Source organism: Dermacoccus sp. BD5, assembly GCF_044878485.1.
Taxonomy (GTDB): Bacteria; Actinomycetota; Actinomycetes; order Actinomycetales; family Dermatophilaceae; genus Dermacoccus; species Dermacoccus nishinomiyaensis.
The window spans coordinates 59,781-75,865 of the sequence record NZ_JANJER010000001.1 but is presented as its reverse complement, the minus strand read 5'-3'; the positions used below and the strand labels follow the sequence as shown (position 1 = coordinate 75,865).

Here is a 16,085-nt window from a genome sequence, read left to right as displayed (position 1 = left end):
GCTGGGCGTGCTGATTGAATGGCCCGCATGGCATCACCGCAGGGTTTCGAGGACAAGGTCGCCTTCGTCTGGAAGGTCGCCGACACGCTGCGCGGCACGTTCCGTCAGCACGAGTACGGCCAGGTGATGCTGCCGCTGCTCGTGCTGCGCCGCATGGACGCCGTGCTCGTCGACACCAAGCCCGCCGTGCTCGCCAAGGCGAAGACGTTCGAGACGATCGCCGCCCCTCAGGCGATGATGCTGAAGAAGGTGGCGGAGCAGCGGTTCTACAACATCTCGCGCTTCACGTTCACGAGCTTGCTGAGCGACGACAAGGCGCTCGCGGAGAACCTGTCGAACTACATCCGCGGTCTGAGCAACGACGCCTACGTCGTCATGGAGGCATACAACCTCGACGACAAGATCGCGCGCATGGATCGCGCGGGCATCCTCTACCGCGTGCTCGCCGACTTCGCCGACCTCGACCTGCGGCCGAGCGTCGTGAGCAACGAGGCGATGGGTTACATCTTCGAAGACCTGTTGCGGCGCTTCTCGGAGATGAGCAACGAGACGGCCGGTGAGCACTACACGCCGCGTGAGGTGATCCGTCTCATGGTCGAGTTGCTCGTCGGCGGCGAGGCGCACCGTGAGCTCGTCGAGAGCCCCCTGCCGGTGCGCACCGTCTATGATCCCGCGGCGGGCACGGGCGGCATGCTCGTGATGGCGATGGAGCACATGTTGGCTCTCAACCCGAACACCGAGGTGAAGGTGCACGGGCAGGAGCTCAACGACGAGACGTGGGCCATCGCGCAATCAGACCTCATGATGCTGGACATCGACCCGAAGCAGATGCGCAACGGCAACTCGTTGACGCAGGACGCGTTCGGCGCCGACCACTTCGACTTCATCCTCGCCAACCCGCCCTACGGCGTGAACTGGGCCGGGTACGCCGCCCCCATCAAGGAGGAGCATGCCAAGCAGGGCATGAACGGACGCTTCGGCGCGGGTCTGCCGCGCTCGTCGGACGGGTCGTTGCTGTTCCTGCAGCACATGCTCTCGAAGATGAAGCCGACGGGTTCGCGCGTCGGCATCGTGCTCTCCGGCTCGCCGCTGTTCTCCGGCGCAGCCGACTCGGGGGAGTCGCGCATCCGTCAGTGGATCCTCGAGAACGACTGGCTCGAAGGCATCGTCGCGCTGCCCGACCAGATGTTCTACAACACCGGTATCTCGACGTACGTGTGGATCCTGACGAACGACAAGGCCGACGCCGACCGCGGCCTCGTCAAGCTCGTCGACGCGCGCGCCATGGGCACGAAGATGCGCAAGTCGCTCGGCGACAAGCGCAAGGAGTTGACGGCCGACGCCATCGCCGAGATCGGGCGCCTCTACGGCGGCGCCCTCGACGAAGCGGCCGGCGATGCGCGCATCAAGGTGCTGCCGCGCGAAGCCTTCGGGTTCCAGCGCATCACGGTGGAGCGCCCGATGCGCCGCCGCTGGGAGGTGGCGGCGGAGGCCGTCGCGGATGCGCCGCTCGACGTGTTCGCGTCCCTGGTCGGTCAGCGGTTCCAGACGGAGAAGGCGCTCCTCACGGAGGCCGACGCGATCGCGAAGCTGACGGCGGCGCAGCGCAAGAAGTTCGCCACCGCGTGCGCCGTGGCCGACCCCGACGCGCCGATCGTCATGAAGAAGGGACAGCCCGAACCCGACCCCGACCTGCGCGACGCCGAGAACGTCCCCCTGCCCGACGGCTGGTTCTCGCTCGACCCCGACGCTCGTGAGACCGCCCTGCGGGAGACGGCTGAGGCGCACCTCGAAACCGAGATTCGCCCCTACGTTCCCGACGCGTGGATCGACCACACGAAGACGAAGATCGGCGTCGAGATTCCCTTCACCCGCCAGTTCTACGTCTACGAACCGCCCCGCCCGGTCGAAGAAATCGCCGCCGAGATCCGCGACCTCGAAACGCAGATCCAGGGCTGGATGAAGGACTTGGGCCTGTGAAGACGATTGCCCTGCGGAGGCTCGCGGAGATCAACCCGCCTGCACCGTATTTCGACCATGTTCCCGATGGTGAGCGCGTTCTCTTCTTGCCCTTGGAGACAGTTTGGGCGGACGGGCGCGCGGATCAGGCCCGGCGGGTGCCAAAAATCCAGGTCTCCAGTGGCTATACCCGGTTCCACGCGGGGGACATCGTCTCGCCTAAGGTTACGCCGACTTTTCAGGCGGGTCGCACGATGATCGCGGAAGCCACCGGGGCGGGTACGACTGAACTGCACGTCTTGCGAGCGAGGCCCTCCGTTGACCCGCGTTGGGTGGCGTATGCCCTGCGGTCGAAACACTTCCTGCGGGAAGGCGTGACGGCCTTCGAGGGCGTGGCCGGTCTCCAACGCGTTCCGCAGCGCTTCCTCGAAGAGTTCCGTGTGGCGGATGTGCCGGGCGATGAGCAGCGGCGAATCGCAGACTTCCTCGACGACCGCGTCGCCCGACTTGACCAGGTCGTGGCCTCTCGCCGAGCCCAGATCGCTATGCTGCGCGACTCTTTTACGTCCTTTCAAATAAATGCCGTGGCTGGCGCCCTGCCTGGTTACCCCTGCCATTCTTCTGACGGCCAATGGTTTCCCTGGAGGGGCGAGGGTGTAGGGCTGGTAAAGTTTTCTCGCGTGGCGACCCTCCAGAGGGGGGTTGACCTGACAGCTGAAGAACAAGTCTTGGGCGTTCATCCTGTTGTCACGACAGCGGGAGTTGCGGGCTGGCACTCTCAATTCGTTGCCAAGGGTCCCGGCGTTGTAATTGGGCGCTACGGAAGCGTCGGGAATGTGCACTGGGTTGACCATGACTTTTGGCCGCACAATACAACGCTGTACGTGAAGGACCCGCTGGGCAACGACCTTCGATGGGTCTACTATTTGCTGCGCGTATTTCCTTATTCGGCAATGCAGGCGCGCTCGGCGGTGCCAGGCGTCAATCGAAACAACATGGCTACTGAGACTGTTCCGCTCCCACCAGTGTCACTTCAGCGCGAAATCGTCAAGGTTCTGGATGACCGTGTTGAGCGAGATGAGCATCTCTTGTTTGGACTTGAGCGAAGCATCGCCCTGGTGAACGAATATAAGCAATCCCTCATCACGGCCGCCGTCACGGGTGAGTTCGACGTGACGACGGCTTCGACACGAATCCCTGGGGAGCACGCATGACCGTCACGCAGGAGAAGGCGTTCGAGGCGAACATCGAAGGGCACCTGCTCGGTGCGGGGTGGGTGAGCGTCGATCCGACGACGTACGACCGCAAGCGCGGCCTGTTTCCTGACGAGGTGATCGCGTTCGTCGAGGCGTCGCAGCCGAAGGCGTGGGCGCAGCTCGTCACGCGTCACGGCGGCGAGCCTGCGGCGCGGGAGAAGTTCGTCACCGTCGTGCAGCAGCAGGTCGACCACCGCGGCACGCTGCACGTGCTGCGCAACGGCGTCAAGGATTCCGGCGTGCCGGTGAAGCTGTGCTACTTCAAGCCCGCCTCGGGGCTCAACGACGAGATGCAGCGCAAGTACGACGCGAACCGGCTCGGCGTCGTGCGTCAGCTGCACCACTCCGAGTCGAACCCGCGCGATTCGCTCGACCTCGCGCTCGTCGTCAACGGCCTGCCCGTCGCGTCCGCCGAACTGAAGAACCCGCTGAGCGGGCAGGGCATCGAGCACGCGATGGCGCAGTACCGCAGCGACCGCAACCCGGCCGACCTCATCTTCGCGAGCCGCATGCTCGTCCACTTCGCCGTCGACCCGCACGCCGTCGCCATGACGACGCGTCTCGCAGGCTCGGCGACGCGCTTCCTGCCCTTCAACCAGGGCTCCGCGGGCCCTGGCCACCCGGGCAGCGCCGGCAACCCGCCCGTCGACCCCGCGAGCGGCGGCTACCAGAGCGCCTACCTGTGGGAGCAGGTATGGCAGCGCGACGCGTGGCTCGACCTGCTCGGCACGTTCCTGCACGTCAGCGACGGCACGGTGCTGTTCCCACGCTTCCACCAGTGGCACGCGGTGCGTTCGATCCTCGACGCCACCCGCCGCGACGGCGCGGGCGTCGACCGGCTCATCCAGCACTCGGCGGGGTCGGGCAAGTCGAACACCATCGCGTGGACGGCACACTCGCTCTCGCGGCTGCACGGCGAGGACGACACGCCGATCTTCGACAAGGTGGTCGTCATCACCGACCGCACGGTGCTCGACCGTCAGCTGCAGGAGACCGTCGCCGGCCTCGAACACACGCCCGGCACGATCGTGCGCATCGACACGAACTCCGCGCAGCTCAAGGGCGCGCTCGAAGGCAACGCGGCGCGCGTCATCATCACGACGCTGCAGAAGTTTCCCGTAGTCGTCGAACTCGCGAAGAAGGCCGCCGCCGAGGGGGAGACGAGCGAGGTGGCCGGCAAGCGGTTCGCCGTCATCGTCGACGAGGCGCACAGCTCCACTGGCGGCGACGGCTTGAAGAAGCTCAAGGGCGTCCTACGCGGCGACGACCGGCTCGAGGCCGAGGAAGCTGCGCAGGCCGAAGCGGAGGAAGCCGAGGAGGCGAACGATGCGTTGCTCGCCTCCGCGAAGCAACGCGGCAAGAGCACGAACCTGTCGTTCTTCGCGTTCACGGCCACGCCGAAACCGAAGACGCTCGAACAGTTCGGGGAGAAGGACGCCGACGGCGACTACCGCCCGTTCCACACGTACTCGATGCGCCAGGCCATCGACGAGGGCTTCATCCTCGACGTGCTCGCCTCCTACACGACGTACGACGTCTACTACCGCCTCGCCAACACCGAGCCGCGCGACGACATCGACCTCGACACCCGCAAGGGCCGCGCCGCGCTCGCCCGGTTCGCGTCGCTGCACCCGTACGAGCTCGACGCGAAAGCCGAGATCATCGTCGAGCACTTCCGCGCCAAGACGATGAGCAAGATCGACGGGCAGGCCAAGGCGATGGTCGTGACGCGCTCGCGCCTGCACGCGGTGCGCACGCAGGAGGCCATCGCGCGCTACATCGCACGCATGGGCTACGACACGGGCGCTCGGCCGCTGCGCGCGCTCGTCGCGTTCTCCGGCACCGTCACCGAGGACGCGGCGCCCGACGTCGTGCTGACAGAGGCGTCGATCAACGGCTTCGCCGAATCGCAGCTACCCAAGCGGTTCAAGGAGGACGACGCGGCGAAGTTCCTCGTCGTCGCCGAGAAGTACCAGACCGGGTTCGACGAGCCGCTGCTGCACACCATGTACGTCGACAAGAAGCTCGCCGGGGTGAAGGCGGTGCAGACGCTGTCGCGGCTCAACCGAACGCGGCCGGGCAAGCAGGACACGTTCGTGCTCGACTTCGCGAACACCGCCGACGAGATCCGCGACGCGTTCGCGCCGTTCTACGAGCAGTCGTTCGCGGCGCCGACCGACCCGAACATCCTCTACACGCTGCAGCACGACCTCGAATCGGCGGGCGTGCTGTCGCTCCCCGAGATGGAAGCGGCCGTCATCGCCCTGCTCGACGGGGCGGACGCGAAACAGCCCGCCATCTACGCGAACGTGGGCGCGGCCGTCGGGCGATTCATCGCCCTCGACGATGACGCGGCCGAAGAGTTTCGCAGCACGCTCGAACAGTTCGTGCGCGCGTACGCGTTTCTCGCGCAGGTCATGCCGTGGGTCGACGCGACGCTGGAGCGGCTGTTCCTCTACGGCAAGCTGCTGCTCGCCGACCTGCCGCAGCGCGAGAGCGACCCGATGCCTCAGCTGTCGAAGGCCGTCCAGCTCACGCACCTGCGGCTGTCGGTCTCGCACGAGGGTGACATCGGGCTCGAGGCGAGCGACGAGGCGGGCGTCGCACTGCCCGGCGAGGGCAAGGGCTCGCAGAACGAGCCGGAGAAGGACAAGCTCTCGGCGCTCATCGAGGCGATGAACGAGAAGTTCGGCGCCGACCTGGGCGAGGGCGACCGCATCTGGATCGACCAGCAATGGGCCGCCGTCAAGGACAACGACCGCCTGCGCGTCGTCGCGCAGTACAACGACCGCTCCGCCTTCGAGCTGGTGCTCGAACAACTGCTCGCCGACGTCATGCTCGAACGGCACGACGCGAACGAGCAGTTCGTCAACTCCTACTTCGAGAAGCCGGGCCTCAAGCGGGCGCTGATCGGCCACCTCGCCGGCACGTACGACGAGTTCCGACGGGAGATGGTGGGGTGAGCGGGCAAGGCCGGCGCCCGTCCACGGCGGACCGGTGGCATCGACTGCGCCGCTCGCCGAGCATGCGGGCGGCGCTCGCGCTCGTGCTTGCGGCCCTGGGCGTCGTTGCGGTCATCTACGGCGCGCGTGCCATCGTCCGCGACCCACTGCGCCCGGGCGCCGTGCGCGCCGGCGAACCGGTCGGCGGGGGCGTGGCGGCCGAGCCGTCGTCCGGCTCGTCGCCGAACGTCGAGACCGCGCAGGCCGCGACGCCGGCGTCGACGTCGTCGATCGTGTGGGCGCTGTCAGCGCGCTTCGGCCAAACCCAGTTCGCGCTCGCGCAGACGACGTGCGCGGGCACACCCTGCCCGGCCCTGCTGCGCACCCAGGACGGCGGCCGCACCTGGCAGCAGGTGCACTCCTTCACGCAGGCCGACGTGTCGTCCGCGCAGGGCGACGCGCAACCCCTCATCCAACCCGCCGGCGCGATCAGCGACTTGCGCTTCCTCGACGCGCGCACCGGGTACCTGTTCGGCTCCGACCTGTGGGTCACCCACGACGGTGGTCGCAGCTTCACGCAGGTGCAGCACCCCGGCGTCAGCGTTCTCGACGTCGCCGTTCACGACGGCCAGGCCCACGCCCTCACCGCCGCGAGCTGCATCCAAGGTGGCTGCACCGGACGCCTCGAGGTCGCCCGCATCGGCACCGGCCGAACGCCCGCTGTCACCGACGCCGTCGCGGGCGTCACGCCGCCCGGCGAGGTGAGCGACGCCGGCATCGTGACGGCCGGCGAGAACCTGCTCGTCCTCGCGCACGCCGAACGCAGCGGCGGCGAAGCCTCCGGCGCGTGGCGACTCACGGGCGACGCCCTCACGCCGCTGTCGACCCCGCCCGCGTGCAACGGCAAGACGATCGAAGCGGCGACCGGCCTCGGCGCGACGTCACGGATGGTCGCCGTCTGCGACGCCGTCGTCACGTCCCGCTCGACGAGCTACTCCACCGTCACGAGCGTCGACGGCGGCGCGACGTGGCAGCTCGTCGGCGCCGGCAACCTCACACTGCCCACGCAGGGACACGTGACGATCGCCGCGAAGGATCCGACACACGTCGTCGCCGTCAGCGGCGGCCCACGCGAAGCCCTCGACGGCACGACGCGATCGCTCAGCGACATCGCCGTCGCCGCGAGCAAGGACGGCGGCGCGTCGTGGACGGAGGGTTCCCCGACGCCGCGCCCCAGCCCGGGAGGGTTCGACTCCCTGCAGGCGAGCCAGCCCGGCGTCGCCGCCGTCACGCGCCATGACGGGGACATCTGGACCTCCGCCGACGACGGCGTGCACTGGTCACGCCACGCTGTGGTGCACGGTGATTGAATGACGACATGAGCGATGTGGAGCCCAGCATCCCGGCCGACTACCCCCGCGAGTGGGAGGCCGACGTCGTCCTGCGCGACGGTTCGGTGGCCCACGTGCGCCCCATCCGCCCCGACGACGCCGAACGCATCCACCGCTTCCACGCCGCGCAGAGCGAGGAATCGATCTACCTGCGCTTCTTCGCCCCGATCAAGCGCCTGAGCGATCGTGACGTGCGCCGCTTCACGCACGTCGACTACGTCGAACGTGTCGCCCTCGTCGCGACCGTTGGCGACGACATCATCGGCATCGGCCGCTACGACCGCCTCGGAGGGCGCGACGCGACGAGCGCCGAGGTCGCGTTCAACGTCGCCGACAGTTTCCAGGGCCGCGGCGTCGGCTCCGTCATGCTCGAGCATCTCGCGGCGATCGGCGCCGAGAACGGCGTCGCCGAGTTCGTCGCCGACGTGCTGCCGCAGAACCGCAAGATGATCCAGGTCTTCACCGAGGCCGGCTACGACGTCAGCCGCAACTTCGACGACGGCGTCATCTCCGTGCGATTCGAGATCGAGCCCAACGAGAAGTCGCAGGCCGTGCGCCTCGCGCGCGAGCAGCGCGCCGAGTCGCAGTCGGTGCGTGCGCTGCTCAACCCGTCGTCGATCGCCGTCGTCGGCGTCTCGCGCGACGGACGCTCCGTCGGCGGCCGCGTGCTCGCCAACCTCGTCGAGGGCGGCTACCGCGGCACGCTCCACGTCGTGCACCCCGAGGCGGGGACGATCGAGGGCCTGCCGACAGTGCCCTCGATCAGCGCGATCGGGGAACCGGTCGACCTCGTCGTCATCGCCGTGCCGGCTCCGAAGGTGCTCGACGTCGTCGCCGAGTGCGGCGGCGCGGGCGTGCGAGCGCTGCTCGTCGTCTCCGCCGGGTTCGCCGAGTCGGGCCCCGAGGGCGCCGAGCGTCAGGCCCAGCTGCTCGCGCTGGCCCGCCGACACGGCATGCGCGTCGTCGGGCCGAACAGTTTCGGGCTCATCAACACGCGCGAGGACACGCGCCTCAACGCCTCCATCGCCTACGAGATGCCGCCCGCCGGCCACCTCGGGCTGTTCGCGCAGAGCGGTGCGCTCGGCATCGCCGTGCTCGCGAGCGCCGGACGGCGCGGCCTCGGCCTGTCCGATTTCGCTTCCGCCGGCAACCGCATCGACGTCTCCGGCAACGACCTCCTGCAGTACTGGATCGACGACGACGACACCCACGCCGTCGGCCTCTACCTCGAATCGGTCGGCAACCCGCGCAAGTTCACGCGTATCGCGCGGCAGCTCGCGCTGCGCAAACCCGTCGTCGTCGTGAAGTCCGAGGTCTCCGCGTTCGGACGCCCGCCCGGGCACCGCGTCCGGGAGACACGGACGCCTCCGCGTGCCTTCCGCGAGATGCTGCGCCAGAGCGGCGTCATCCGCGTCGGCAACGTCCACCAACTCTTCGACGTAGCGCAGCTCGTCGTCAACCAGCCGCTGCCGAAGGGGCGGCGCGTCGCCGTCGTCGCCAACTCCGACGCGCTCGGCGCGCTGTGCGGTGACGCGGCGCTGAGCTGGAAGCTCGACGTCACCCGCGGCCCCGTCGCCGTCGCCGCGGACGCGAGTGAGGACGCGTTCCGTGACGCGCTCGTCGCCGCGTTCGCGGACGAGAACGTCGACTCGGTCGTCGCGAGCTTCATCCCGCCGCTCATCACGGGCGGGCGTGACGTCGCGCGCACCGTCGCCGCCGTCAGCGCGCAGTACGACAAGCCCTGCGTCACGACGTTCCTCGGCATCGACGGTGTGAGCGACGACCTGTCGGCGTCCGCGCCCGACGGTTCGACGCGCATCGTGCCTTCCTACCCGATGCCCGAGGACGGCGTGCGAGCGCTCGCCGCCGCGACGAACTACGCCGAGTGGCGCGGGCGCGATCGCGGTGAACCCGTCGCGCCGCTCGGCATCGACCGCAAGGGCGTGCACGAGATGGTGCGCTCGATCATGGCCGAATCGCCCGACGGGCGGGAGCTCACCGCCGACGAGACCGCGCAGCTGCTCGCGCTCGCCAGGATCTCGGTGTGGCCCTCCGTTCCGGCGCGCTCGCCCAAGGAGGCGGTCGACGCGGCCGAGGAGCTGGGCTTCCCCGTCGTCGTCAAGTCGATCGCGCCGCAGGTGCGTCACCAGGTCGCGAGCGCGCTGCGCGCCGACCTGCGCTCGCCGCTCGCCGTCGTCGAGGCTTACGAGGCGCTCGCGGAGCGTCTCGAGGAGTACGGCCCCGACCAGTTCGTCGTGCAGAAGATGGCGACCCCCGGCATCGGCTGCTCCGTCACGAGCGTCGAGGATCCGCTGTTCGGCCCCGTCGTCTCGTTCTCCGTCTCCGGCCCGCCGACCGACCTGCTCGACGACGTCGGTTACCGCAACCCGCCGCTGACGACCGGTGACGTGAGCGAACTCGTCAGCTCGATCAAGGCGTGGCCGCTGCTCGACGGCAGTCGCGGGCGCGGCATCGACCGCGCCGCCATCGAGGATCTCGTGGCGCGGGTGTCGGTGCTCGCCGACGAGAACCCCGAGATCGCCCACCTCGAACTCAACCCGGTGAGCACGCACCCCGGCGGCCTCGACGTCCTCGGCGCGCGCATCACGCTGGCGCCCGCGTCGCTGCGTCAGGACTCGGGCCGACGGGCCATGACGTGAGGTCGCCCTCCAGAGGCGAGCGCGGGCCGCAGGATGGGATGATGGCAGGCATGGCTCAGAACCTTCCCGCCGACCTCGCTCGTGCCATCGACGAGGCTGGCTATTTTCCCGCGCTCGTGCGCGACGTCGTGGCCACCGCGCTCGCCGGTGACGAGGTGCGCCAGCACCTCGTGCACGTGGAGACGACCTTCGAGCAGGACGAACTGCTGCGTCACATCACGGTGCTCGTGCTGACGCCGACGAAGCTCGTCATCGTTCACGCCGACGACCACGACGACTCAGCCGCCGGGGGTGTGCGCTCGACGCGTCAGGCCGTGACGGCGACGTCGGAGACGGTCGCGCTGTCGTTCGTGCGCGGCGTGACGCTGACGCACGTCGTCACTTCCCCGGAGCGCTACCGCTCCGGCAGCCTCGGGCGCGAGGTGACGCTGACGATCGGCTGGGGCACGATCAGCCGCATCGACCTGCTGCCCGCGACGTGCGGCGACCCGAACTGCGACGCCGACCACGGCTACGACGGCACGATCACCGGCGACGACATCAGCCTACGCATCTCCGCCGACGCCGAGGGAGAGGGTCACCTGCAGCAGGCGATGACGTTCGCTCACGCCCTGTCGGCCGTCGTCGGCTCCGCGGCCCGCTGACGCCCGCGATGAAGGCTCCCCGCTACGACGCCGACGGGCTCGCCGGTGTGCTGCCGTCCGTGGCACGCAGCCTCGACCCCGTCGCGTTCGCGGGGGCCGGGCGCAAGCTGCCGCAGGCGCGCGCGGCGATCGTCGTCCTCGCCGACGGGCTGGGCGCGCGGCTGCTGCGCCGTCAGAGCGCGCACGCACCGTTCCTGCGCGAGCACCTCGAGCGGATGCAGACCCTCGCCGCGGGCTTCCCGACGACGACGGCGACGTCGATGGGCACGTTCGGCACCGGCCTGCCCCCCGGCGCGCACGGCCTGGCCGGCTACCTCGTCGTCGACCCCGCGACGGGGCGCGTGTTCAACGAGCTGACGTGGAAGGACGGGCCGAATCCGCAGGCGTGGCAACCGAACCCGACGGTGTTCGAACGCGCCGACGCCGCCGGGCTGCGTCCCGCCATGATCGGACCCGGCTACTTCGACGGCTCGGGCCTGACGAACGCCGCCCTGCGCGGCGCGACGTTCTACCCGGCCGAGGGGCTCGACGACCGCGTCGACGCGGCGCTGGCCGCCACCCGGCGCGGTCACCGACTCGTCTACCTCTACTGGGGCGAGATCGACAAGGCCGGCCACGTCCACGGCGTCGGCTCGCCGCAGTGGGCGCACGAGCTCGCCGTGTTCGACGACGCGATGGCGCGCCTCGACTTCGGGCGCCCCGCAGGCACATCGCTCACGCTGACCGCCGACCACGGCATGGTCGACGTCCCCCTCGACGCGCGCGTCGACATCGCGACGACGCCGCACCTGCGCGACGGCGTCCGACGCGTCGGGGGAGAGATGCGCGCGCTGCACCTGTACGTCGAGCCGGGGGCGCTCGCGGACGTCGAATCGCGCTGGCGCGCCGAGATCGGCGCGCACGGACACGTCTTCACCCGCGAACAGCTCGCCGACGCCGGCTGGGTCGGCGCGCTCGATCCCGCCACCGCCGGACGCTTCGGCGACGTCGTCGTCTCCGTCACGAGCGCGCGCGGGTACGTCGACTCGCGTGTCATGAGCGACCGCGTGCTCACGCTGCTCGGCCAGCACGGTGCGATGACGCCCGACGAACTCGACGTGCCGTTCCTCCACCTCGGCGCGCGCTAGGGTGACTGACCGTGGCTGAGCTCGTGTTTTTCACCGGAACGATGGATTGCGGCAAGTCGACGCTGGCGCTGCAGATGGATCACAACCATGCCGCGCGCGGCCGTCGCGGCATCGTCCTCACCCAGCACGACCGCGCCGGTGAGGCCGTCATCTCCTCCCGCCTCGGCCTGCGCCGCGAGGCCCTCGAGGTGAACGCCGGCCTCGACCTGTGGGATCTCGCCGTCTCCGCGCGCGTCACCCTCGGCGAGCTCGACTACGTCATCGCCGACGAGGTGCAGTTCTACGAGCCCGAGCAGATCGATCAGCTCGCGCGCGTCGTCGACGAACTCGACGTCGACGTCTTCGCGTTCGGCATCACCGCCGACTTCAAGACCCAACTGTTCCCCGGCTCGCGTCGCCTGTTCGAACTCGCCGACCGCACACAGCTGCTGCAGGTGGAGGCGTTGTGCTGGTGCGGCAAGCGCGCGACGCACAACGCCCGCGTCGTCGACGGCACGATGGTCGTCGAGGGCGAGCAGGTCGTCGTCGGCGACACCGGCGACCAGGGCGAGACGCCACTCGTCGAGTACGAGGTACTGTGCCGGCGCCACTTCATGCGTCGCATGACGTCACATGCCGCGCGCACGATCGGGGCGCAGCAGATGCCGTTCGACCTCGACGTCTGCCCGGTGCCCGCCTCGACGTTCGTCGCGTCCGAGCCTGCGGGCGAATTGTCGACGGCACACGAAGGCCCCTGAGTCGCCATGTCCACGCCAGGCTCCGGCCCTCGAGACGACGACGCCGACGACACGACGCCGTACTGGGCGCGCGGTTCGTACGCTCCGAATTGGCGCGCCGGACGACCCGCCGCGGACGATGACACCCGCGGGTGGGACGAGACGACCGCGCGCGGTGACACCCGTGGGCTGGACGAGACGCGCGAGCTCGGGCGCGCGGCTGCATCGAATCGAGGCGACGAGACAGACGGCCCGGCGCCTGACGCCACCCAGGGCACGGCCGGAACGTCCGCATCCGACAACGCCCGACGCATGGCCGGTGGTGCACTCGCCGCGGGGCGCCTCGCCGGCCAGGGCGTGCGTGGTGCTGCTCGCCTGAGCGCGGGGGCGACGAAGGCGTCCCTGCGCGCCGCCCGCCGCGCGAGCAACGCCCAGGGCGCCGGCGAGAGCGGCCTGGGGCGCCTCATGGAGGTGCACGCGCTGTCGAACGCGGGGGACGCCGCCGTCACCGTCGGACTCGCCGGGACGCTGTTCATCTCCGCGCAGCCGGGGGAGGCGAAGAGCCACGTCGTGCTCTTCCTCGTCCTCACGATGCTGCCGTTCGCCATCGTCGCGCCCCTCGTCGGGCCGCTGCTCGACCGCTATCGTCACGGCCGTCGGTGGGCGATGGGTGCGACGTTCGCGCTGCGCGGCTTCCTGTGCTGGGTGCTCGCCGACGCGATCGAACGCGACTCCGTCTGGCAGTTCCCCGCGGCGCTCGCCATCCTCGTCGCGAGCAAGGCCTACATCGTCACCCGATCATCGGCGACGCCGCGGTTGCTGCCCGACGGGATGAGCCTCGTGCGCGCCAACAGCCGCATGAGCCTCGCGGGCGTCACGGGCGCGACGATCGGTGGCCCGCTCGCCGGTGGCGCGGCCGCGCTGTTCGGGGCGACGTGGGCGTTCCGCGCCGCGTTCCTGCTGTTCGTGTTCGGCACCATCCTCGCAATCCTGCTGCCGGCGAACATCGACTCCGACCGCCACGACGGTTCACTGCGTGCCCCGAAGCTGACGATGCCGCCCGCCGTCGTCGCTGCGCTGCGCACGAACACCGGGCTGCGCTGGGTCAGCGGCTTCCTCACGATGTTCATGGCGTTCCTCATGAAGACCCATCCGCTGCCCGGGTGGGAGGACAAGGTGACGACGCTGCTCGCCATCGTCGTCGGCGCCGCCGCCATCGGCAACGCGCTCGGTTCCGTTGCCGGAGCTGTCGTGCGCGCGCTCGCGCCGCGCGTCGTCATCCTCGCGTGCCTGCTCGCGGACACCGCGGCCGTCGTCGTCGCCGCGGTGCACTTCGATCTCATGACGGCCGTCATCGTCGGGCTCGTCGCCGGCCTCGGGCAGGCGCTCGGCAAACTGGCGCTCGACACGCTGATCCAGGATCATCTCGCCGAGGCCGTGCGCACCAGCGCCTTCGCGCGATCGGAGACGGTGCTGCAGCTCGCGTGGGTGCTCGGCGGCATCTTCGCCTGCATCATCCCGACCGACGCGACGATCGGCATGTACGCCGCCGCGGTCGTGCTGCTGACGTGGACCGCACTCGTCGTCGCATGGAACGCAGGGCGCGGTCCGCGCCTCACTTCTTGGGGCCGCGGCCCCCGAACATGATGTCGTCCCAGCTCGGCACGCTCGGACGCGAGCTCTTGCGGCTCTGACTCGCGCGCGGCGGCACCGCGGGCGAGGCGCCCTTCGAGGTGCCCTTCGAGGTGCCCTTCGACGACGCGTCCTTCGACGTGGTGTCGTTCTTCGTCGGCGCAGCTTCGCGGGTGTCGGTGCCGGAGGTCTCCTCGTCGGCCGCCGACGCGCTCTTCTCGGCATCGTCGGAAGACTCGTTCTCGGCCTGTGCCGCTACCTCCTCGTCGAATTCCGCGGACGAGTCGGTCGCGACGTCATCGAACTCGTGTTCGCCGTCGTGCTCCGCGCCGATGGCGTCGTCCTCGTAGACGTCGCCACCGTCGTGGTGGCCGGGCAGTTCGCCGAAGAGCGACTCGTCGTGCTCGTCGTCGTCATGGCGCAGTGCGCCACGCGCAGATGCCTGTTCGACGCGGGCGCGCGGGCGGCGCGACTTGCGACGACGGGAGCCGCGCGCGGCCTTGCCGGACGCCTCGTCGACGTCTTCATGGCGCGACGTCTCGCTGTTCGTGTCGTCACTCTGCGCGCCGGCGTGCGAGTCGTCGTCGCTCGCGCCGGTCACGCCCCGAGCGTCGGCACCAGAACCCGCGGCACTCGTCGTCACCGCATCGCTCGTGACGGCTTCGCCGTCACGACCCGACGAATCACGTTCGCCCCCAGCGGTATTCACGGGCGCCTCACGCGACTCGTCGCCGGATTCGCTGAGTTCTTCGGGACGCGGGTGAGAGGGCAGCGGCGGGGGAGTCGTGCCCACGTCGATGCGCTCGGTGCGTTCGGTCGGTGCCATCGACGCCGGCAACTGGGTGGCCCGTGACGTCGCCGACGTCGTGCCCGCGCCGCCGCTCGAACGCTGCGACGACGAGCGGCCGCGGCCGCGGCTGGCCTGACGCGCGCGCATCGACGCGGTGAGGTCACCGGCGCCGGCGCGCGGGTCGGAGGGTGACAGGCGCGCACCGAGGTGCGGGTCCTGGGCCTCGGCGAGGCCACCTTCGGCCTCGACGTCGTAGACGGGCGCGTCACGGTGCGTGCGGGCGCCGCCCTTGCGGGCGGCGGCCTTCTGACGCTCCGGGGAATCCTCGTCGGCCGCGGCGATCTCGTCGCCGCCGAGCCAGCGGGCCTCGTCGTCGACGGTGCGCAGCGCGCGGTTGACCGGGTCGAACAGCCACGTCGCCTCGCGCTGACGGCCGCCTGCGGGGAAACGCACGATGACGGTCCAGTGCGTGTCGTCGTTCTTCCAGCTGTCCCACACGACGCGCTCGGCCTCGACGCCGCGTTCGGCGAGACGGCGGTCAGCGCGCTCGCGCAGCGTCGTCGTCTCACCGCGACCGAACAGTTGCACCCTCTGGGCAAGTTCGGAAACGTAGTCGCGCTCGGCGCGGATCGGGCCCTCGTAGCGCTGCACCTTCTCGAGCGACCAGCCGGCGCGCTCGGCGATCTCCTCGAGCGGCACGCCGCCGCGAATGAGGCCCTGCACGTCGCGCGGACGCAGCGGGTTCTCCTGCTTGGCCTGGCGGTCGGCGCTGGCCGGCTCACGACGATCGCGCCGGATCGTCGTGCGCAACTCGTCGGTGATGGCGAGGGTGAAGCGCCCGCCGTCACCGTCGGCGAGCAGGAGGTTCGCCCCGTCTTCCGCGACCCCCACCAAACGCAATTCCTGCACGACGAACTCCATCCGTAACCAGACCTTGGGCGTTACCCTGCCATGCTCCCACGAACGAT

Annotated in this window: 10 protein-coding genes; 9 read left to right on the top strand and 1 reads right to left on the bottom strand. The window is 69.9% G+C overall.

What is annotated here, in order from left to right:
• Positions 1-27: 27 nt before the first annotated feature.
• Genes NQ706_RS00320 through NQ706_RS00280 form a run of 9 tightly spaced genes read left to right on the top strand, consistent with a single transcriptional unit; the run spans position 28 to position 14,342 of the window.
• Positions 28-1,980 (top strand): class I SAM-dependent DNA methyltransferase, encoded by a 1,953-nt coding sequence (locus NQ706_RS00320; RefSeq protein WP_038570734.1) that lies wholly within the window; start codon positions 28-30, stop codon positions 1,978-1,980.
• Positions 1,977-3,173: a restriction endonuclease subunit S gene (locus NQ706_RS00315; protein WP_051805814.1), complete on the top strand. Its 1,197-nt coding sequence runs from the start codon at positions 1,977-1,979 to the stop codon at positions 3,171-3,173. The genes NQ706_RS00320 and NQ706_RS00315 overlap by 4 nt, the downstream gene beginning before the upstream one ends.
• Positions 3,170-6,178, top strand: coding sequence for a type I restriction endonuclease subunit R (locus tag NQ706_RS00310; protein WP_404360160.1), 3,009 nt, complete (start codon positions 3,170-3,172; stop codon positions 6,176-6,178). Before NQ706_RS00315 ends, NQ706_RS00310 begins: the two co-directional genes overlap by 4 nt.
• Positions 6,175-7,527: a sialidase family protein gene (locus NQ706_RS00305; protein WP_150112741.1), complete on the top strand. Its 1,353-nt coding sequence runs from the start codon at positions 6,175-6,177 to the stop codon at positions 7,525-7,527. Before NQ706_RS00310 ends, NQ706_RS00305 begins: the two co-directional genes overlap by 4 nt.
• Positions 7,528-7,535: 8 nt before the next feature.
• Complete coding sequence (locus tag NQ706_RS00300; RefSeq protein ID WP_038567837.1) at positions 7,536-10,208, top strand: bifunctional GNAT family N-acetyltransferase/acetate--CoA ligase family protein; 2,673 nt, start codon at positions 7,536-7,538, stop codon at positions 10,206-10,208.
• 41 nt (positions 10,209-10,249) lie between these two features.
• On the top strand, positions 10,250-10,852 hold the full coding sequence (locus NQ706_RS00295; RefSeq protein WP_006946865.1) for a DUF5998 family protein: 603 nt from the start codon (positions 10,250-10,252) through the stop codon (positions 10,850-10,852).
• Positions 10,853-10,860: 8 nt separating this feature from the next.
• On the top strand, positions 10,861-11,979 hold the full coding sequence (locus NQ706_RS00290) for an alkaline phosphatase family protein (RefSeq protein ID WP_038567839.1): 1,119 nt from the start codon (positions 10,861-10,863) through the stop codon (positions 11,977-11,979).
• Positions 11,980-11,990: 11 nt separating this feature from the next.
• On the top strand, positions 11,991-12,716 hold the full coding sequence (locus NQ706_RS00285; protein ID WP_038567841.1) for a thymidine kinase: 726 nt from the start codon (positions 11,991-11,993) through the stop codon (positions 12,714-12,716).
• Positions 12,717-12,722: 6 nt separating this feature from the next.
• Positions 12,723-14,342: an MFS transporter gene (locus NQ706_RS00280; protein WP_038567843.1), complete on the top strand. Its 1,620-nt coding sequence runs from the start codon at positions 12,723-12,725 to the stop codon at positions 14,340-14,342.
• Here the strand turns inward: NQ706_RS00280 and sepH are convergent.
• Complete coding sequence (sepH, locus tag NQ706_RS00275; protein WP_051805816.1) at positions 14,311-16,038, bottom strand: septation protein SepH; 1,728 nt, start codon at positions 16,036-16,038, stop codon at positions 14,311-14,313. The genes NQ706_RS00280 and sepH overlap by 32 nt on opposite strands.
• Positions 16,039-16,085 lie beyond the last annotated feature (47 nt).